This is a genomic window from Granulicella aggregans (genome assembly GCF_025685565.1).
GTDB classification, from domain to species: Bacteria; Acidobacteriota; Terriglobia; order Terriglobales; family Acidobacteriaceae; genus Edaphobacter; species Edaphobacter aggregans_B.
Genome location: NZ_JAGSYE010000002.1, coordinates 1197523 through 1216480, shown reverse-complemented (window position 1 = coordinate 1216480; position 18958 = coordinate 1197523). Strand labels below are relative to the sequence as shown.

Genomic DNA, 18958 nt, shown 5'->3' with positions numbered 1-18958 from the left:
TGGAACGTGCTGAATCGTTACGGTTAGGCGGTGGTCTTCGCGCAGTAGGTGTCGAAGGCGCGGGCGAGTTCCTGGGCGATGGCCGGAGCAGTCGAGCTTTCAATGGCCGAGCGCTGCATCAGGTAAACGAGCTGGCCGTCGCGCAGGATGGCGATGGCGGGCGAGGTCGGCGGGTGTCCACCGAAGTAGCTGCGGGCCTTCTCGGTGGCTTCGCGATCCTGGCCGGCGAAGACCGTGACCTTGTGGTCGGGCTGGGTCGCGTTCTGCAGCGCGAGGCGGACGCCGGGTCGCATCTTGCCAGCGGCGCAACCACAGATAGAGTTGACGACGAGCATGGTGGTGCCGGGTTCGGCGAGCGCGGAGTCGACTTCGGCGGCGGTGCGGGCTTCCTTGAGACCGGCGCGGGTGAGTTCCTCGCGCATCGGGATCAGCATCATCTCTGGGTACATGTTTTCTCCTTGGCTTTCTTCAAGCCGTTAACGCTGGCGTCACGTTTGATTGTAAGGGCTGGAGCAGCGCCGCGCCAACTGGGAAACGCCGCGCCAACTGGGAGACGGTGCGCCAGCAGGGTTCTGATGCGCGCCGGGCTGTTGTAGTCTCAATCGGTGACGATTGAAGAGAATGTTTTGCTGGGGCCGCTTACGACGCTCGGTGTGGGTGGGGCGGCGAAGTACCTGGTTCGCGTTCGCAGCGAAGGCGGTCTGGTGGAGGCGGTGGAGTTTGCGCGGGCGAAGGCGCTGCCGGTCTTTGTGCTGGGTGGCGGCAGCAACCTGCTGGTTGGGGATAACGGATTCCACGGCCTGGTGCTGCGGATGGAAATCGCCGGTTCGCTGGCGTTTGACGAAAAAAACGATGCGGTCGAGGTAGAGGCGGCTGCGGGGATGGACTGGGACGGGTTTGTGCTCGCGACATGCGAGCGCGGCTTGAGCGGCGTGGAGTGCCTGGCGGGGATTCCGGGGATGGTGGGCGGAACGCCGGTGCAGAACGTCGGAGCGTACGGGCAGGAGGTCGCGGAGACGATCGTGTCGGTGCGGGCCCTTGATCTTACGACGATGCAGTTCGTCTCGTTGAGCGCCGCAGAGTGTGGATTCGCTTATCGGCGAAGCATCTTCAACTCGACGGCTCGCGGGCGGTATGTGGTGACGTCGGTGACGTTCCGGTTTGATCGGCGGCTCAGGGTTGAGTTGAGGTATGCAGAGTTGCAGCGGCGGTTTGAGGGGCAGTCGCCGACGCCGATGGAGGTCTATCAAGCTGTGCGGGAGATTCGGCATGGGAAGGGCATGCTGCTGGTTCCCGGCGAGGCGGACTGCCGAAGCGCGGGATCGTTCTTCAAGAATCCCGTCGTGTCTTCGGCTGTATTCCAAAGAATTTCCGATGCCGCGGAGGGTGCAGTTCCTTATTGGGACGCTGGTGAAGGAAAGGTGAAGCTGGCGGCGGCGTGGCTGGTGGAGCAGGCGGGATTTCACAAGGGATTTGCGATGGGGCGGGCGGGCATCTCCTCGAGTCATACGCTGGCGGTGGTAAATCGCGGAGGAGCTACGGCTGGAGAGATTGTGGCACTTCGGGACGAGATTGTGCGGCGAGTAGAGGAACGCTTCAGCGTGCAGCTCGAGCAGGAACCGGTCATTCTGGGAGATTCGCGCCGTCTCAGCTCCCCGGCAAGTTCACTGTAATCAAGATCTTGCAAGAGGGATGTTCCGTAACTCATTCATTCTGGGAACTTTGCCTTGCGCCCCGAAGTTAGTGGGTGCCCTACCCTAAGACGAGCATTAGCTGAGCTGCGCAAGAAGGCGTAAGCGCTCTTCGGCCAGAACCTCAGCAGCGGGACCCTGCTGGAGGATGCGGCCTTCGTGGAGCTTGAGGACTTCAGCGTTGAGCTGGAAGGCTTCAGCGATGTCGTGGGTTACCGAGAGGACGAGCGTCTTCGAGAGGGCCAGCCACTCTTGCAGGTCGGTGAGGAGAGCATCGCGGAGCGGGGTGTCGAGGCCGGTGAAGGGTTCGTCCAGGAGCAACAGGCGACCGTTGGCGGCGATAGCGGCGCGGGCTACGGAGACTCTTTGTTGTTCGCCACCAGAAAGGGTTGCTGGTCTGCTGTCCGCGAACTTCTTTAAATGAAAGCGTTCGAGCGCAAGGTCTGCCGCTCGATCCGAGTCAGCGTCTCTTGTCTCGGTGGCATACCGTAGGTTTTCACGGACGGTCATGTGGGGGAAGAGCGCGGCGTGCTGGGCAGCCCAACGCACTCGGCGTTTGTGGGGTGGCAGGAAGACGCCAGCGCTGGTGTCGGAAATGGTTTGAGCGTTGCCGTTGTGATGCAGGGCGATCTTGGCGTGGTGTGGCCTGGCGAGGCCGGCGATGGCGCGGAGGATGGTGCTCTTCCCGCTACCCGAGGGACCGAAGAGGACGGTCCAAGGCTGGCTGAGTTCGAAGGCGACATCCAGATTGAGGGTGCCGAGACGGTGCCGGATCTCGCAGGAGAGGTGGGGGCGGGGATCAGGCAAGGCCGTCTCGCAGGGCGTTGCTGCGGCGACTTGCCGGCAACAGATAGATCACGAGGAGTGCGGTAAGGGCGAAGCCGAGCAGAAGCGCGGCGGTGCGGTTGGCGGCGGCGTAATTGAAGTCCTGGACCTGGTCGTAGAGGGCGATGGAAAGCGTGCGGGTGGCGCCGGGGATGTTGCCGCCAAGCATGAGGACGACGCCGAACTCACCAACCGTATGAGTGAACGTGAGGACGGCGGCGGTGAGGAGCGAGCCACGTGTAAGTGGAACAGCGATGCTGGTGAATCGACGAAGCGGAGGGATGCCGAGGCCAGCTGCGGCTTCGAGGTAGGCGCGGTCCACGGCGGTGAATCCGGCTACCAGCGGCTGGACGGCGAAGGGAAAGCTGTAGAGGAGCGAGCCGATGAGAAGTCCGGAGAAGCTGAAGGCCAGAGGGTGGCCGAGCAGGTGGGTGATGAGGCGTCCTGGAGCGGTGAGCGGCCCAAGAGCTACGAGGAGATAGAAGCCGAGGACAGTCGGGGGAAGGACTAATGGGAGGGCGACGATGGCTTGCGTGAGCGCGCGGGTGAGGCTGGAGCCGGAGGCGATCCACCAGGCGATCGGGATCGCAATTACCAGGAGTATCGCGGTGGTGGAGAGTGCTAGCCGCAGCGTTAGGAAGAGAGCAGGGATGTCCATGCTGTGGGTAAGTCTAAATTGAGGGATAAGGGAACAGGGAGCAGGGACGGCGGTTCGTGCTTCGCGCGAGTTCTCACTCAAGATGAAGCCGCATGAATGGGGGAGTCGACTTCTTACGTCCCACCCATCGCGAAGAGACTGCGATGGATGGGGCACCCGGGCTGTTGTTGGGGATGTCAGAGCTCTAAGGCTACAGGCGTCCTGACGGAGATTCCTACTGGACGGGGTCGAGGCCTAGCTTGGGGAGTTCGGCCTGGATCTCGGAGGATCGGAGCCAGTCGAGGAAGGCGTGGGCTTCGGTGCGGCGGTCGGATTTGGAGATGACGACGGCGCACTGGCGGATCTCGGGATAGATGTTGGGGACGAGGACGTAGGTGCCTTGGTCCTTGAAGGTGGTCGACATCGCCGTGGTGAGCGAGATCAAGCCGAGCTGGGCGTTGCCGGACTGGACGAACTGGCTGGCCTGGGCGACGTTCTCCGCGACGACGAGTTTGGGCTTGAGCTGGTCGTAGAGCTTGAGCTTGGTAAGGGCGGAAACGGCCGCGCGGCCATAGGGAGCGCGGAGCTCGTCGGCGATCGCGATCTTCTGGACGCGTGGGTCGGAGAGGGCTTCGAGGTGCAAAGGCTGGAGGGGGCTGTCCTTGCGCGCCCAGAGGACCAGCGATCCCTTGGCGTAGGGAATGGCGTCCTTCGAGTCGGCGAGGTTGGCGGCGACGATCTTTTCGGGGAAGACGTAGTCGGCACCGAGGAAGAGGTCGAAGGGGGCGCCGTTGAGGATCTGAGTCGCCAGAGTTCCAGATGATCCGTAGCTGACGACGAGCTTCACGCCGGTCCTGGCCTCGTAGCGCTGGGCGATGGCCGGTAGCGCGGATTGAAGGTCGGCGGCGGCGGCGACGCGGATCTCTTTAGCCTGGGCGTTGGCGGAGTTGGCTGCGAAGCAGAGCACGGCTGCAGCGCAGACGGCGACGAGATACGCGGAACGATTGCGCATGAATTGGCCCAATTGTTGCAGTGGATGGGTTGGTCGCTTCCGGCGATTGCAATAGACTAGAGGGGACAATGACATTCGATACACATAGCTTACGATGCACTGGTTGCGGGTCGGAGATACCTGGCCGCGAGGTTGCGAGCGATTTCCGGTGCACGAATTGCAGAAGTTTGTACGAGGTGGTGTATCCCTGGAGCGCAACGCCTTCGGCGAGCTCGGGCGGATCCGCGCTGCCTCCTAACCCTAATGCTCTGCGGTGGCTGTGGCAGGAGCGGCGGACGTCTACGCTCTCGATCGACCAGAGCGGTGTGTGGCGGTTCCGCGACCTGTTCCCGATCGTGAAGGACTTTGAGCGCGTGGTGACGCTGCGCGAGGGCAACACGCCGCTGTACGAGATGCCGCGTTGTGGCGCGATTGCCGGAATCGACTGGCTGCTGGCGAAGCACCAGGGGATGAATCCGACGGGGTCGTTCAAGGACACCGGGATGACGGCGGCGATCTCGGTGGCGGCGGAGCGTGGGTTCGAGTGGGTCGCATGCGCTTCGACTGGCAATACCTCTGCTGCGATGGCGGCTTATGCGGCGCGGGCGGGGCTGCGGAGCATCGTTTTTATCCCTGAGGGCAAGATTGCGTGGGGCAAGCTGTCGCAGTCGATGGACTATGGCGCGCTGACGATCCAGCTGAAGACGGACTTTGACGGCTGCGTCAAGGTTCTGACGGAGTTAGTGAAGAAGTTTCCGATTTATCTGTTGAACTCGGTGAACCCGTACCGGCTGGAGGGGCAAAAGACTCCTGCGTTCGAGATGGTGGAGCAGTTGGAGTGGCAGGTTCCGGAGCACGTGATTGTGCCGGGCGGCAACCTTGCGAATGGCGCTGCCCTGGGCAAGGGGTTCGCGGAGATGAAGCAGCTTGGTTTGATCTCGCGGGTGCCGAAGATCAGCGTTATCCAGGCGGCGGGGGCTAATCCTCTCTATCGCGCGATGCAGGCGAATGGTGGCGATAGCCTTGAGCCGGTGGTGGCGGAGACGCGGGCTTCGGCGATCAGGATCGGCAATCCGGCTTCTTGGAAGAAGACGGTTGAGGTGCTGCGGACTACCGGGGGATGGGTGGAGCAGGCGACCGAGCAGGAGATTGCGCTGTCCAAGGCGCAGATTGGCGCCGAGGGGATTGGCTGCGAGCCGGCCTCGGCGGTGACGCTGGCTGGGCTGAAGAAGCTGGTGGCGCAGGGCAAGATCACGCGTGAGGAGCGGGTGGTGATTGTGCTGACGGGGCACACGCTAAAGGACTCCGAGTACACGATCAAATATCATCGCGGCGAGTTGCTGACGGCGGAAGAGACGTCCGGAGCAACAGCGGCGGAGCGTGAGGAACATGCCGGGCTGCGGAAGCCGCCGGTGGTGCTCGATGCGGATCTGGATGTGGTGCTGCGGGAGCTTGAGGCACAGATGGCGGGTTCGCGCGTGGCAGAGACGGTATGACCGAGGCGGTTTTGACGGCTTCGGGACGACCGGGATCGATCTTTTTGAAGCTGCCAGCGACTTCGGCGAACCTTGGGCCGGGATTTGACGCGCTGGGGCTGGCGATGTCGTTTTATTTGACGATCGACGCTGCTCTTGCCCCCGAGGGGCGGTCTGCGATCGAGGCGACGGGGCGGGATGCGGCGCTTTGCGGCGCGGTCGAAGGCAATCTGATCCTCGATACGTACGCGAGTGTGGTCAGAGCTGCCGGGCGAGTTCCGATTGCGCTTCATTTACGGTTGCACAACGAGATTCCCCTGGGCATGGGTTGCGGGTCCAGCGCGGCTGCCTTGCTTGCTGGCGTGCTTCTGGCTAACCATTTTGGCGATCTTGGTATGACAGGTTACGAGGCGATGGAGGAGGCGTGCCGTCGCGAAGGTCATCCAGACAACGTAGCCGCGTGTTGGTTGGGAGGTATGACAACTTCTGCCCCGAAGCTTCCCGGAAACGGGCGAGAATTCGTCGCGGCGAGCTTTGCCGCGCCTCGGGAGTGGGGGCTGATGCTGGCGATTCCGAGCGCGGGACTGGCAACAACCAAGGCACGGGCTCTTCTCCCTGAAGCGTACGCGAAGGCGGATGCGGTTTTGAATGTGCAACATGCGGCGCTGATTGTGGCGGCGTTCGCGCTCGGAAGAGGCGATCTGCTGCGGACGGCGATGACGGACCGGATGCATCAACCCTACCGGATGGAGGCCTGCCCGTTGCTCCCACTGCTGCTTCCGCTGGCTGGAACGCCGGGAGTACTCGGGGTTTCGCTTAGTGGGGCAGGGCCGTCGGTTCTGGTGATCCACGAGCGGGCGGCGAGGGCTGAGGTTCGGTCGGCGATCGCCGAAGCGGCGGGGCAAGTCGAGTTGATTGAGGCAAATACCTCGCAAGGTACTACTTTTTCGGTTACGTAAGTGATGTGTACATCGAGGGTCGCTTATCGTAATGTCATTCACGTAGGAAGTTCTGGGGAGGGCTCCTGCGCCGCCCGTTGACCTCTGACGATTCACCTCAGAGGTCCGGGCGTTCTCCATTTAACGACGGCACAAGTATCGCAAGGTTGTCAGGTAGCAGAGCTGGCAGGTTGCGGTACCCAAGGCGTCCAGACGATCACTCCTTTGTGGGACCGGGATTTTTGCGGCGTTCGAACCGTTTTGTCAGTTTGTACATCTAGTATTGAAGATGCTTACGCTGCGCCGATCAGATGCAACAGGCCAGCGCAGCGGGAGGAGTTGGAATGGCAGGTCAGTTTGTAACCGAAGTAAACGATTCATCGTTTGAAAAAGAGGTTCTTCAGTCTTCTCAGCCTGTCATGGTTGATTTCTGGGCAGCGTGGTGCGGTCCTTGTCGCGCGCTTGCGCCGGTTGTGGATGAGGTTGCAACTCAGTACAACGGCCAGATCAAGGTCATGAAGATGGATGTCGACAGCAACACGTCAACTCCGATGCGTTATGGGATTCGCGGTATTCCCGCGTTGCTGATCTTCAAGGACGGCAAGGTTGCGGATCAGATCGTTGGATTCGTGCCCAAGGATACGATCGACAAGTCGATCACCAAGGTTCTCGCGTAAGTTATTGCGAGGTTGTTTGCGGATAGGGAAGGCCCGGCGAGGGGATCGCCGGGCCTTTTCGTTTTGTCTCTTGGGTGCCTTAACTAATCGATGATCGCGGCGCGCTGGGTTTTCAATGAGTGAAGGCCGGACCTCATCTTTTGAACCTGCTCGGGTGGGTGTCCCTGCCACTTTGTGACCTCTCCAACGACGCGCAACGGATCGCGGGAGCGGTAGGAGAGAGTCGGGTTGCCAGGATACTTCTTGTCGGTGAGGTTGGGGTCGTCGACGACTGGACCGGTCGGCTCGACCACATAGATTCTTCCCGGGCCGTCGCCTGCGGAGAGTTCAGCGCCCCAGATGGCTGCGTCGAGCGTGCTTGTGCAATACACCCAGGAGAGAACCGTGTCTTCGGCGAAGTTGGACGTGTAGCCGACTGCGATCAGATCGCCGTGATGGAGATCTGCGTGGGTACCGTGAAAGAACTGTTGACGAAACCTGCTATCCGTTGCCGACATAAGGCCACCTCCCTCTGAATGAAGATCATGATGGGGCTGGAGGCGGGTGTTGCGGCAAGCCCAGGCGCATTTAGTAAACTGGGAGTGGAGAGAGCGAAGAATCTCCATCCACCTTCAAATTCGAGTTCGACCAGGTTTTGATCGCGACCTCGACAGCGAGATGGGGTCACCTGCTCGTGGCGGATAGGTTCGAACCGTATGGGTAATACCAACTCTCTCGATGTCCTTCGACTACGATGCTTCGCACGCTCAGGATGAGCGGGACTTACGAATCATTGACAACGAATAACTCACACCGGACAACTGCCTCTCTGCCGGTACACTTCTGATAATGCTTGAGTGGACTCTTTTTCGCGCGATGCTGGTGGCCTTCTTCATTCTGGCTAACAGCTTCTTTGTGGCTGCAGAGTTTGCGCTGGTAAGCGTGCGGGAGACGCGCATTCAGGCATTGCTGGCGCAGGGAAGGCCGGGAGCGCGGACGGCGCTGCATCTGAAGAAGTCGATCGACGAGTTTCTGCCGGCGGTGCAGTTTGGGGTGACGCTGGCGAGTCTGGCGCTGGGGTGGATGGGAGAGCCGGCGATCGCCGAGGTGATCCTGCGCGTGTGGACGGGGATGAGGTGGATGACGGACGGGCACACCATGATCTACGTCCATATTGCTGCGACGGCGATTGCGTTTGCGATTATCACGTACTTCGAGGTGCTGCTGGGTGAGCTGGTGCCGAAGTCGCTGGCGCTGCAGCGGGCGGAGCGGATTGCGCTGGCGGTCGCGGGGCCGATGGATGTCTTTATCCGCATGACGCGGCCGGCGGTGAAGGTGATGAACGGGTCGGCGGCATTGGTGCTCAAGCTGTTCCGGGCTCCGCTGCATGGCGAGGGAGCGGTGCACTCGCCGGAGGAGCTGAAGCTGATTGCGACGGCGACGCGGCGGATGGGCCTGCTGCCGGAGTTTCAGGAAGAGATCATTCATCGTGCGATCGAACTGAATCATGTGACGGTGCGCGAGATTATGACTCCGAGGGGGAAGATCTTCTCGCTGCCGGCAGACATGCCGGTGGAGCAGGCGAGCGCGCGGATCGTCGATGAGCAGCACTCGCGGGTGCCGGTGTATGACCCGGCGGGAGGACCGGAGCAGATCATCGGGGTGCTGTATTCGAAGGACATCTCGCGGCTGATGCACTTCCGGAGCGTCTCGCTGGGGCTGGGAGGGACGGGGAACTCCGGGCTGACGGTGCGGCAGGTGATGCGCGAGGTGGTGGTGGTGCCGGAGACCAAGCTGGCGGTGGAGCTACTACAAGAGTTTCAAGAGCGGCGGCGGCAGATCGCCATCGTGGTGGATGAGTTTGGATCGACGGTGGGCTTGGTGACGGCTGAGGACGCGCTGGAACAGATTGTCGGCGAGCTTGAAGATGAGTTCGACATCGCCAGCCGGACGGCGCTGTTCAGCAGCACTGGGGTGATGTCGCTCGATGGGTCGACGAGCCTCAGAGACCTGAGAACTCAGCTTCGTTGGGAGTTTCCACGTGAGGCGGGAGTGGAGACGCTGGCAGGGTTCATGCTGGCGCATTTGGGGCACATTCCGAAGAACGGCGAGAGCCTGGAGTTCGAATGCCGCCGGTACATCGTGGCGGAGATGGCTGGGCACCGGATCAGCCGGGTTCGGGTTGAGGACTTGACGCTGAACGGGGCGACACCAGCCGCGGAGTTGGCGGCGCGGTGAGGGCTCGGCAACTTTGGGTGCCGCTGCGGCGGGTGGTGGTGACTCTTCCTGTTATCTGGGTGGTGGTGTCGGTGGTGTTCCTTCTTATCCACATCGTTCCCGGGGACCCTATCGTCCAGATGCTGGGCGAGGGAGCTACGGCGACCGATGTGTCGGCGCTGCGGCATGCGTATCACTTCGATGATCCTCTGCATGTGCAGTATCTGAACTACTGGGGCGGTCTGCTGCATGGCGATCTGGGGCAGTCTCTGCGGTTGCATGATTCTGTGCTGCATCTGGTGCTGCAGCGGTATCCGTACACGCTGGCGCTGACGCTGGCGGCGCTACTTATGGGGGTGCTGGTTGCGGTGCCCGCGGGAGTGTGGTCGGCGGTGCATCGCGGGCTGTGGCAGGACAAGGTGCTTGGCGTGGTGAGCCTTGGGGGGCTCTCGTTTCCGAACTTTGCGCTGGGGCCGATTCTGGTTCTGGTCTTTTCGATCTGGCTGGGGTGGCTGCCGGTCTCGGGTGCCGGGACCGGCGAGGTGGGAGAGTTTCTGCTGCACCTGCTGCTGCCAGCGCTGACGCTGGCGCTGGGGCTGGCGGCGATTCTGACGCGGATGGTGCGGGCGGCGATGCTCGAAGAGCTGGGGCAGGACTACATCCGGACGGCGCGGGCGAAGGGCCTGACCGAGCGGCAGGTGGTCTATGGGCATGCGCTGCGGAATGCGTTGATCCCAGTGTTGACGGTGATCGGGCTGCAGTTCGGGAGCCTGCTGGCGGGGGCGATTGTGACCGAGACGATCTTCAGTTGGCCGGGGATTGGGAGGCTGACGCTGTCGGCGATCTCGAACAGGGACTATGCGCTGGTGCAGGGATGCATCCTGGCGGTGGGGCTGACTTATGTGGGAGTGAATCTGCTGACGGATGTGGCTTATGCGGTGGTGAATCCGAGGATGCGGTAAAGGCAGGGTATAGGGAGAAGGGAATAGGGTGTAGTCGACGGAACGCATCGGCCAATGCGGGGGCTCTCCACTTCGCTTCGGTTCGGTCGAGATGACGGTTCTCGAAGTCAAAGGATGGGGATGATTCTTGGGTCGAGCGTGGTGGGGGTAATCGTGATGAGGGCTACGGTCACGGGGAGTTGGAAGCGGCGGGGGCCGGCGCTGCCGGGGTTGAGATAGAGGACATTGTTGCGGGTTTCGATGGACGGATTGTGGGAGTGGCCGGAGATGACGGCGGCGATGCCCATGGCGGTAGGGCTGACGTCGAGATCGCGAATAGAGTGGACAAGGTAGAAGAGCCGGCCGTCTACTTCTACGATCTCGGTCTCGGGGAGTTCGGCGCAGGGGCCGTGGATGTCGACGTTGCCGCGGATGGCGGTCACCGGGGCGATAGCGCTAAGAGCCTCGAGGATCTCGATGTTGCCGACGTCACCGGCGTGGAGGATGTGTTGTGCGGGGGCGAGCGCGGTCAGGGCCTCCGGACGGAGGAGGCCGTGGGTGTCGCTGATGACGCCGAGCAGGAAGGGCTGTTCGGCAGCGGAGCGAGGAGACTCAGGCAAGGCGCAGGCTCTTCAGGCTGGCGCAGTGCTGGCTCTGCGCGGGATCGTGGGCGCGGTCGGGGTCGATGCGGAGTTCGAGCACGGTGACGTCGTGGAGGTCGACGGTGAAGTCCTCGATCTCTTCCGAGGCCCCATTGGGGTCGAAGTTGAACTGTTGGCGGACGACTTCGCGGTGATCGCCTGCGCTTGAAGAGGCGTAGATGGCGAACTCCTGCGAGCGGGGGGAGGCGGCTTCGACGATACGGAGATGGATGCGGCGGATAGAGACGGGATGGTCGAACTTGATGAGGACTACTTGAGGGCCGTTGCGGGCGGCGCGCCATCCGCTCCAGGTCGGGGCATTGGGCTTATCCACGAGAGCGGCTTCGATGGGAAAAAGCGAGTCTTCCGAGGTAATGTGTACGGTGGCGAGCGCGTCGAGGTCGAGCCAGCTATCCTGCGGTACGGGTGGGCACTTGGCTAGGGCTTCGCTGTCAATCAAGGACTTTCTCATGCGTGCAATACCTCGCGGTAAGCATACCCGAAAGTCGGTCCTGCCAGACGGGCCCGCTACGCGCGGGGCGGTCACTTCGTGACTTGTATCCCGCTTCGCGTCGCGCTCCCGTTGGTCGCAGATGGAATTAGTTGGTTGATCTCGGGTCGGCCATGGTACCTAGGGCGTCGCCGATGAAGTTGAAGGAGAGCACGCAGAGCATAACGGCCATGGCCGGGAAGAAGAGGATGTAAGGAGCGTCGAAGAGGTGGGAGCGGGCATCGTTCAGCATCGCCCCCCAGCTTGCTGCCGGTGGCGGAAGTCCGAGGCCGAGGAAGCTGAGAGTTGCTTCGGCGAGGACGGCGGAGGCCATTCCTACGGCGGCCTGGACGATGAGCGGCTGAAGGATGTTGGGGAGGATGTGGCGGCAGAGCAAGCGGAGGTCGGAGGCTCCCAGGGCGCGGGCGGCTTCGACGAACTCAAGACGGCTGGCGGCCATGACCTGGGCGCGGACGAGGCGGGCGTAGGCGACCCATCCGGAGAGAGCGAGGGCAAGGACGAGGTTGAGAAGGCCGGGTCCGAGGAAGGCGACGAAGGCGATTGCGAGCAGGATGCCGGGGAGCGCGAGGAAGGCGTTGGTGAGGTAGATGTTGAGGACGGTGTCAATCCAGCCGCCGTAGAAGCCGGAGACGGCGCCGAGAATCAGACCGACGGCGGCGGAAAGAGAGACGACGGCCAGCGCGACGACCATGGAGATGCGGGCCCCATAGACGGTGCGGGCGAAGATGTCTCGACCGAGCTCGTCGGTGCCAAACCAATGGGGTAATCCGGGAGACAGCAGGCGATGGGTGAGGTCGATGTGAGCGGGATCGATCCGGGCGATGATGGGCGAGAGTAAGGCGCAAGCTGAAAATAGGCCGACGAGGAAGACGGCGAAGACAATCTGGGGCGTCCGCAACGCGCGAGGCAGGCGCGATCGCGATGCGGACGGTGGCTGGAAAGGGATACCGTCCGGCCTTGCGTTTCCTATGGAGGGACTGCTCAATGCCATATCAAAAGAATGTATACCCGTGGGTTAGCGGGTGAGATGCGAGTAAAATAGCATCATAGTAACAATAGAAATGTGCCTGTCCCAGAGAATGGGCAGCCGCAACAAGTGTTTCGCTGCAGGGTTCTAGACACTAGTCCAGCAACTCCTTTTCGTTCTTACCAGTGTGTACTGGAGCTGTTTTTGAGAATCCTGATCTATGGTTTGAACTACGCACCTGAGCTGACTGGCGTGGGGAAATACACCGGTGAGATGGCGTCGTGGCTGGCGTCTCAGGGGCATGAAGTGCGCGTCGTTACGGCACCGCCGTACTACCCTGCCTGGCGGGTCTCAGCCGAGTACCGGCGGCTCTTCTATCGGGTAGAGCGCGCCGAACGCCCCGGGGAGCCTCGGGTCTACCGCTGCCCGCTGTGGGTGCCGGCGCGGCCTAGCGGAGTGACGCGGCTGATCCACCTATGCTCGTTCGCCTTAAGCAGTATTCCGGTGATGGCCTTGCAGACGTTGTGGAAACCGGAGGTTGTCTTCGCCGTGGAGCCGACGTTCTTCGCGGCGCCGGTAGCTTTGATGTCCGCGGCGGTGACTGGAGCGGAGTCCTGGCTGCATGTGCAGGACTTCGAAGTAGACGCAGCGTTCAGCCTGGGCATGCTGCCTCGCGGAGGGGCGCTTCACAAGATTGCCAAGGGGCTGGAGAGTTTCTTTACCAGCGGCTTCTCGCGGGTTTCGACGATCTCGGACAAGATGGTCGACCGCATGGCCAGTCGCGGAGTCGGTCCCGGCAAGGCCATTCTGTTTCCCAACTGGGGCGATGTCGAGACTGTGCGGCCAGCGCAGCCTGGGGCGGCAAACCACTTCAGGAAAGTTCTATCGCTGGAAGGGAAGATCGTTCTGCTGTACTCCGGCAACATGGGAGCGAAGCAGGGCCTTGAAGTCTTGGCACCGCTTGCGGAGTCGTTCGCGCATGACTCGCGAGTACACTTTGTCTTCTGCGGCGATGGGGCGTTTCGGCCGCATCTGGAAAAACTGGTGGCGCGGCGCAAGAATGTGACCATGCTGCCGCTCCAGAGTACGGACCGCCTGAATGATCTGCTGAACGCCGCCGACATCCACCTGCTGCCACAGAGCAAGGGAGCTGCCGATCTCGTCATGCCGTCGAAGCTGAACGGAATCCTTTCGAGCGGAAGGCCGGTGATCGCTACCGCGGATGAGGGAACGCAACTCGCCAGGGTGGTCGAGGGTCGCGGATTGCTGGTTCCAGCCTCAGACGCTGCCGCCCTTTATGCGGCTGCCCGCCAACTGATCGAGAGTCCGGAGTTGCGCATGCGGTTGGGAATGGCGGCGCGGGAGTATGCGGTCAAGAATCTGAGTAAGGAACACGTCCTGCGGCGTTTTGAGAAGGACATGATCACGCTGGTGTTTCCGCCCGAGAAGACCGAGGACATCCAGCTGGCGCAGAGCTATCGCGGCTAGGCTTGAAGCTGCGGTGATACGTTGTGAGGCGATGCCCAATGCGAGGGAGAGGATTGATGAAGACGATCAATCTACAGGGAGTCTGTGCAGGGTATGGGTTGGGTTTGTTTGCGTGCCTGCTGGTTTCATCATGGGGCCTCCCCTATGCGCAGCGCCTTGGCCCTTCGGCGAATGTCTCTGAAGAGTATTTGAAGTCTGCTGCGGACCAGGAGCGGGCTGTTCTTGGTCTGCCGCCATTGCGATTCGACGCGGCGCTTTCGGCCGCGGCTCGCAGGCACGCGACGCTGATGGTTCAGCACAACAGCATCTCGCATCAGTACGGAGGAGAGCCTGATCTGGCGAATCGGGCCTCGGAGGCCGGAGCCCGCTTTAGTCTGATTACGGAGAATGTTGCACAAGCCCCGAGCGCCATCCTGGTGCACACTGCCTGGATGCACTCTGAGGGGCACAAGCACAATCTGCTCGATCCAAAGGTCGATTCGGTGGGAATCTCGGTGATCTCGCGCAATGGGCAGATGTTCGCCGTGGAGGACTTCGCGCGCACCGTTGCGGCGCTTTCGTTGCAGCAGCAGGAAAGCGCGGTGGCCGGAGCTGTACGTGCTTCCGGGATGTCTGTAGACAATTCAGGCGAAGACGCTCGGCAAGCATGCGCGGGCAGCTCCACCACGGAGATGTCACCCCTTCCAGAGTTTGTGATGCGGTACACAACGGATGACCTGGAGACTCTTCCGGCGGAACTCACAACTCGGCTGCACTCCGGCCGGTATAGCCGGGCAGTTGTGGCGGCGTGTGCAATGGAGGGTAAGCCGGAGTTCTCCATGTATCGGGTCGCGGTCCTGCTGTATCGGGGCGGCCGCTCTGGAGAATGAGGCGCTGACGGGCAGTCAACTTTGACCCTGTCCCCCAGCTTTGTTATAACTAAGGAGGCGGCGAAGTTGGAAGACGCGTGCCATTCATATATTCCTGAGTAGCTCAATGGCAGAGCATTCGGCTGTTAACCGAAGGGTTGTAGGTTCGAGTCCTACCTCAGGAGCCAATCAAATCAATCAGTTAGGGCGAACGCTCTCTGAAGTATTGTCGGATACCGGGGAAAATACCGGGGGCTCCGTTTCAAACGGGGCGCTGCTGATGCTTTCCACTGCTCCCCTCAGTTCATTCAATGTGAAGTGTCCATAACGCGCTGCCATGCGGACCATCGTCGCAGTGCTCCACCCGGCGATCTTCGCAACCTTGGCGATAGGGACTCCCGCATTCAGCATCCGCGATACAGCCGTGTGCCGCAGGTCATGGAACCGGCAGGGCAGAGGCGCAATCTTCGCGGCGGAGTCGGGCTCCCCTTTCAGTATCCGCGCGGCCCTCAGCTTCGCCGCTTCCCATGCTTCCTTAATGCTCCCGATGGGCTTGGTAGGGTCACAGTCGTATGCCTTAGCGGAGAATACGTCACCAGCGGCCCCGTAGCGCTCCGTGGGGAAGACGTAGTGCTCAGGCTCCCTCGTTGGGAAGTGCGTCGCCCAGAAGCTCAAGGCGGCCATTGCGCGTTGGTTTAGCGGAATGATCCGGCCCGTGCCGGATGGCGTCTTGTCTTTGCCCCAGCGCAGGCAGCGGTTCTCGAAATCGACGCTTCCCCATTGCAGCGTCCGAATCACGCCGAACCTTGCGCCCGTTTCGATTGCTACCGTCACAAACGGCACGAGGGAGCGCGAGCGGGACTTCCCGCAAGCCTGTAGCAGGGCCGCTTCCTCTTCTGGGGTAATCGCCCGTCCTACGTCTTCCCGCGTTGGGAGCATCTTCACATCCGGTTGCAGCCGCGCCCATTGGCCAGAGCGCTTCAGGATCGCTCGGAGCGTGCCTATCTCCAGATTGACCGTCTTCGGTGATGCTCCGGCATCTACCCGCTTCCGCTGATACTTCGCCACGTCACGCGGCTCTATGTCGCATACCAGCTTCCGGCCAAACTCCGGGAGGAGGTGTGCGAGGTTCGCTTTCTCGATCATGACGGATCTCGGCGCTAGCGTGGCTTTCTTCAAGTCCAACCATGCTTCGGACGCGACGGAGAACAAACGGGGCTGCTGATGCTTCCTGATTCCCGCTGTGCCCTCTTCCAGGTCCCGTCGTCGCTTGGCTTCGATCTTCTGTGCGAGCGTCTTCGAGGTCGTGCCTGTGCTCTCCCGGATGCGCTGTGCATGGAACACGAAATCCATCGTCCAGACCTTGCTGCCCTTGTACTTGAATAACGACATGCTTACTTCCTCTCTCTCGTTTGCCTGCTTCTACCAGCGTTGATCTCGGCTTTGTGTCTCTCCCAATACTCCCGATTTCGAATTGCCGTCCGACAGCCTTGGCTGCAGCCACGCGTCCCCCGGCGCGTGACGGCGAAATGCGTGCCACAGTTCAGGCAGGTGCCAATCTGTCGGCGCGCGTAGTAGTCGCATCGTAAGGTGTGGTACAGCGCGCTTCGGATGCCGCTGTCCTCCGTGTATGGCAGATCAAAGAGTCTGCCGCCTAGAGGAACCGACTTGAGGGGACACTCATTCAACAGATCGCAAAGAGCGTGTTCCGCGAGTAGCATCAGCGAGGCAAACTTATCGTTTTCGGGACGAACTTGGGCAGAAAGTTTGTCCCAGAACCTCACCATGCCGAACGTCCCATCGTCGTCAATGCGGATATTGCCGATCGCTTCCTTCGTGAGATTCAGATCGGCATCGGCGCCCTTCCTAATCTGATTGAGCAAGCGCACGGCTGCGAAGAATCGGTCCCGTTCGCGGCGAAGCTGCACCAGAGACTGGTCGACGACTAACTTGAACGCTCCCCTCCCTTGATATTCCAACGAAAGCAGATCTCCACAGACGGGGCCAAATTTCTCGCAAAATGCAACGAGCTTCTGGTCGTTGTCTGCTGCTGCAAATTCATACACCCCACCGTCAAAATACGGGTCATCCTTACCCAGGTGCGCTACAGCATATCCGCGAAAGTGTCGGAAAATATCCAACGCCGCTCTCTCCTTGGGCGCGAGTTTTAGTGCGTCAATCGCATTTTCTTCGATTCGACCCTCTCCACTTACGCGAAGCAACTCCCCCCTCACTTCCACCGTGATCTTCCTTGCCCACATTGGAGTGAGTGCCCTAATCCGCTTGTCTCTCACGATCACTCCTTGCAAGACAGAAATTATGCCGCAAGCTGCGTTGCAGACATGAAAACATCTTGCACCTAGTCTGTTTGAAGAGCAAGCACAAACAGTATCAGGAGGAGAAAAACATCCATGTCCCCACTCAGACTCACTCATTTGAAGTCTCTGCCGCAGGCCGCCGAGGAATTGGGCATCACCGTGAACACGCTTCGCGCCTGGGTCTATCGCCGCAAAATCGCATACGTGAAAGTTGGTCGCTCAGTCCGCGTGTCCGAAGAAACCATTCAGCGCATCATCGACCGGGGCACCATTCCCGCACTTGAGAGCCGCGACTGACTGCGGCACACATCCGGCTTGTAGACAGGGTAGACCACAAAATGACCAAGGGAGTCGGCATGAAGCGGACTGAAGAGATGAGCGTCCTCGAAGCAGGGCGCGCGCTGGGGATGAGGGATAACACCGTGCGGGCTCTGATCCAGATGAACAGGCTGGAGGCACGGAAGGTCGCAGGTCGCTGGCGCGTTTCGACCGCCGCTGTTAAGGCACGTCTGCAAGAAAGAGTTCGGTGATGGTCGGGGAGGCAAGTCAATCGCTCACTTTGCTGGCGTTCACCCCTTACTTTCGGCTTTACCCTTGCGCCCTCTGCCTCGGGAATAGGCGGTGCCGCGTCTGCATCCACGATCGGCGATATCTTGCCTTCATTGAAGCCGTTTGCCTTCTGAGGGAGGCGAAGTAACCGATGTCGCGACTACTGGACTTTGAATACATCCGCAAGAAGATTTCTATCGTTGAAGTGGCGAGCCAACTCGGACTTGTCGTCAACGGCTACCGCGCGCACTGCTGGCGCAAGGAGAGCCATCGCAATGGCGACGCGAGTCCCTCAATTGCATTTCGCAAGAAGCAAAACACTGGCCGCTGCTTTGTCTGTGACGATCACACGTGGTCGAATCTTGATCTCGTGATGCTCTACCTCAGTTGTGACCTGCGGGCCGCTGCTGAATGGATCAAAGCTCGATTCACTGTCCCCACCCTTCAAAAGGGCGATCACGTCATCAAGCGCCAAGCGTGGCACCCGCACTTCCGGGCCAGTGACACCGACAGTGTCGTCGATGCGTTGGTGCGGTGCGGAATATGGGCAAGCCTCTCGAACGCAGAGCGATCGATCTTGCCTGCCCTGTTCACTTTTTCTGACCGCGATTCTGGGCTTGCTGAAATTTCGTACCGTGGGCTGATGCGCTTCTCTGGGGTAGGCAGCCCAGCGACTATCTCAGGAGCCCTGCGGCACTTTGAGCAGATGAAGTTCCTCAAAGTGATTCGGACGCGAGGGCTTGGGCCAGTCCGTCGCGTAGGGCGGTACCACTTCACCTTCGACGATCCCGATTTTCAGTCAATGGTCGGGGAAGCGCTCCGGCGGCAGCGAGACGAGATCGCCCTACAGCGCGAACTGCAGCTAGAAGCTCGAAGAGCACGATACAAGAGCAGCGCACCTGTACAGGTAATTCTCTCTTCACTGACTGAAGTGCGCCCGCGAACTCCACCACAGACAGGATGAAGCGCGAGATCATTCAATCATTCCGGTCAATCTCACGGTACGCTATAGCAGAAGCGTCAAACCCCAAACGCCGTTCTACTTGTGATGTCCCCCCCCGGAGGCCGATTAGTGGCCTGGTTAAACCGGCTTAGTTGTACACCCGCTTTGGGAGAAACCAGACCGACCCGCACCCCGAGTAGACGTCGTGGGAGTGCGACATCTCGACCGACACGCCGCTGCACTGCGTAAGAGATACAACGTCGACATTTTGCATTAGTGTCACCAACCTCACCGATTCTTGCGCCTTGCTCCCCAATCCTTC

The 18958-nt window shown here is 60.9% G+C and carries 21 protein-coding genes and 1 tRNA gene; 11 read left to right on the top strand and 11 right to left on the bottom strand.

Features of this window, described 5'->3' with window-relative positions; all coding sequences use genetic code 11:
* Positions 1–23: 23 nt before the first annotated feature.
* Entirely contained in the window at positions 24–449 is a 426-nt protein-coding gene (locus tag OHL18_RS14550) for a BrxA/BrxB family bacilliredoxin (protein WP_263375568.1), read from the bottom strand.
* Between the two features lie 156 nt (positions 450–605).
* Here OHL18_RS14550 and OHL18_RS14545 point away from each other — a divergent pair, with 156 nt between their 5' ends.
* Complete coding sequence (locus OHL18_RS14545) at positions 606–1673, top strand: UDP-N-acetylmuramate dehydrogenase (protein WP_263375567.1); 1068 nt, start codon at positions 606–608, stop codon at positions 1671–1673.
* Between the two features lie 96 nt (positions 1674–1769).
* Here the strand turns inward: OHL18_RS14545 and OHL18_RS14540 are convergent, their stop codons facing one another.
* From OHL18_RS14540 to modA, 3 genes are all read right to left on the bottom strand, one after another.
* Positions 1770–2498, bottom strand: a complete 729-nt coding sequence (locus OHL18_RS14540) for an ATP-binding cassette domain-containing protein (RefSeq protein WP_263375566.1) — start codon at positions 2496–2498, stop codon at positions 1770–1772.
* Positions 2491–3255 carry a molybdate ABC transporter permease subunit gene (gene modB / locus OHL18_RS14535; RefSeq protein ID WP_317890499.1) on the bottom strand — a complete coding sequence of 255 codons (765 nt, stop codon included), beginning with the start codon at positions 3253–3255 and terminating at the stop codon, positions 2491–2493. Before modB ends, OHL18_RS14540 begins: the two co-directional genes overlap by 8 nt.
* 133 nt (positions 3256–3388) lie before the next feature.
* Positions 3389–4165 carry a molybdate ABC transporter substrate-binding protein gene (gene modA / locus OHL18_RS14530; RefSeq protein WP_263375565.1) on the bottom strand — a complete coding sequence of 259 codons (777 nt, stop codon included), beginning with the start codon at positions 4163–4165 and terminating at the stop codon, positions 3389–3391.
* Between the two features lie 176 nt (positions 4166–4341).
* Here modA and thrC point away from each other — a divergent pair, with 176 nt between their 5' ends.
* The 3 genes from thrC to trxA all read left to right on the top strand — a co-directional run bounded on the left by thrC (position 4342) and on the right by trxA (position 7234).
* On the top strand, positions 4342–5640 hold the full coding sequence (gene thrC / locus OHL18_RS14525; protein WP_317890498.1) for a threonine synthase: 1299 nt from the start codon (positions 4342–4344) through the stop codon (positions 5638–5640).
* On the top strand, positions 5637–6578 hold the full coding sequence (thrB, locus tag OHL18_RS14520; protein ID WP_263375563.1) for a homoserine kinase: 942 nt from the start codon (positions 5637–5639) through the stop codon (positions 6576–6578). Before thrC ends, thrB begins: the two co-directional genes overlap by 4 nt.
* Before the next feature lie 323 nt (positions 6579–6901).
* Positions 6902–7234 carry a thioredoxin gene (trxA, locus tag OHL18_RS14515; protein ID WP_263375562.1) on the top strand — a complete coding sequence of 111 codons (333 nt, stop codon included), beginning with the start codon at positions 6902–6904 and terminating at the stop codon, positions 7232–7234.
* A gap of 83 nt (positions 7235–7317) precedes the next feature.
* Here trxA and arr read toward each other — a convergent pair whose 3' ends face one another.
* Entirely contained in the window at positions 7318–7731 is a 414-nt protein-coding gene (gene arr, locus OHL18_RS14510) for an NAD(+)--rifampin ADP-ribosyltransferase (protein ID WP_263375561.1), read from the bottom strand.
* Between the two features lie 331 nt (positions 7732–8062).
* On the opposite strand from arr, the gene OHL18_RS14505 reads away from it, so the two are divergent.
* Both OHL18_RS14505 and OHL18_RS14500 read left to right on the top strand, forming a co-directional pair.
* Positions 8063–9451: a hemolysin family protein gene (locus OHL18_RS14505; RefSeq protein ID WP_263375560.1), complete on the top strand. Its 1389-nt coding sequence runs from the start codon at positions 8063–8065 to the stop codon at positions 9449–9451.
* Entirely contained in the window at positions 9448–10392 is a 945-nt protein-coding gene (locus OHL18_RS14500; protein WP_263375559.1) for an ABC transporter permease, read from the top strand. Before OHL18_RS14505 ends, OHL18_RS14500 begins: the two co-directional genes overlap by 4 nt.
* 107 nt (positions 10393–10499) lie before the next feature.
* On the opposite strand, the gene OHL18_RS14495 is transcribed toward OHL18_RS14500, so the two are convergent.
* From OHL18_RS14495 to OHL18_RS14485, 3 genes are all read right to left on the bottom strand, one after another.
* Positions 10500–10991 carry a metallophosphoesterase family protein gene (locus OHL18_RS14495; RefSeq protein WP_263375558.1) on the bottom strand — a complete coding sequence of 164 codons (492 nt, stop codon included), beginning with the start codon at positions 10989–10991 and terminating at the stop codon, positions 10500–10502.
* Entirely contained in the window at positions 10984–11472 is a 489-nt protein-coding gene (locus OHL18_RS14490) for a hypothetical protein (protein ID WP_263375557.1), read from the bottom strand. The genes OHL18_RS14495 and OHL18_RS14490 overlap by 8 nt, the downstream gene beginning before the upstream one ends.
* A gap of 139 nt (positions 11473–11611) precedes the next feature.
* Positions 11612–12421, bottom strand: a complete 810-nt coding sequence (locus OHL18_RS14485; protein ID WP_263375765.1) for an ABC transporter permease — start codon at positions 12419–12421, stop codon at positions 11612–11614.
* 273 nt (positions 12422–12694) lie between these two features.
* On the opposite strand from OHL18_RS14485, the gene OHL18_RS14480 reads away from it, so the two are divergent.
* The 3 genes from OHL18_RS14480 (at position 12695) to OHL18_RS14470 (ending at position 15014) form a co-directional block, all read left to right on the top strand.
* Positions 12695–13978 (top strand): glycosyltransferase WbuB, encoded by a 1284-nt coding sequence (locus OHL18_RS14480; RefSeq protein WP_263375556.1) that lies wholly within the window; start codon positions 12695–12697, stop codon positions 13976–13978.
* A 56-nt stretch (positions 13979–14034) separates the two neighbouring features.
* Positions 14035–14847 carry a CAP domain-containing protein gene (locus OHL18_RS14475; protein WP_263375555.1) on the top strand — a complete coding sequence of 271 codons (813 nt, stop codon included), beginning with the start codon at positions 14035–14037 and terminating at the stop codon, positions 14845–14847.
* A 92-nt stretch (positions 14848–14939) separates the two neighbouring features.
* Positions 14940–15014: transfer RNA gene (locus OHL18_RS14470), tRNA-Asn, on the top strand.
* Between the two features lie 10 nt (positions 15015–15024).
* On the opposite strand, the gene OHL18_RS14465 is transcribed toward OHL18_RS14470, so the two are convergent.
* Together OHL18_RS14465 and OHL18_RS14460 are read right to left on the bottom strand one after the other, a co-directional pair.
* Positions 15025–16218: a tyrosine-type recombinase/integrase gene (locus OHL18_RS14465; protein WP_263375554.1), complete on the bottom strand. Its 1194-nt coding sequence runs from the start codon at positions 16216–16218 to the stop codon at positions 15025–15027.
* A 2-nt stretch (positions 16219–16220) separates the two neighbouring features.
* A complete protein-coding gene (locus tag OHL18_RS14460) occupies positions 16221–16967 on the bottom strand; it encodes a hypothetical protein (RefSeq protein ID WP_263375553.1) in 747 nt (248 codons plus the stop codon).
* A 270-nt stretch (positions 16968–17237) separates the two neighbouring features.
* Here OHL18_RS14460 and OHL18_RS14455 point away from each other — a divergent pair, with 270 nt between their 5' ends.
* The gene (locus OHL18_RS14455) at positions 17238–17441 is read left to right on the top strand and encodes a helix-turn-helix domain-containing protein (protein WP_263375552.1); all 204 of its coding nucleotides are present in this window, start codon (positions 17238–17240) and stop codon (positions 17439–17441) included.
* A gap of 403 nt (positions 17442–17844) precedes the next feature.
* Positions 17845–18657 (top strand): hypothetical protein, encoded by an 813-nt coding sequence (locus tag OHL18_RS14450; RefSeq protein WP_263375551.1) that lies wholly within the window; start codon positions 17845–17847, stop codon positions 18655–18657.
* Positions 18658–18784: 127 nt separating this feature from the next.
* On the opposite strand, the gene OHL18_RS14445 is transcribed toward OHL18_RS14450, so the two are convergent.
* Positions 18785–18910, bottom strand: a complete 126-nt coding sequence (locus tag OHL18_RS14445; protein ID WP_263375550.1) for a hypothetical protein — start codon at positions 18908–18910, stop codon at positions 18785–18787.
* Positions 18911–18958: the final 48 nt, after the last annotated feature.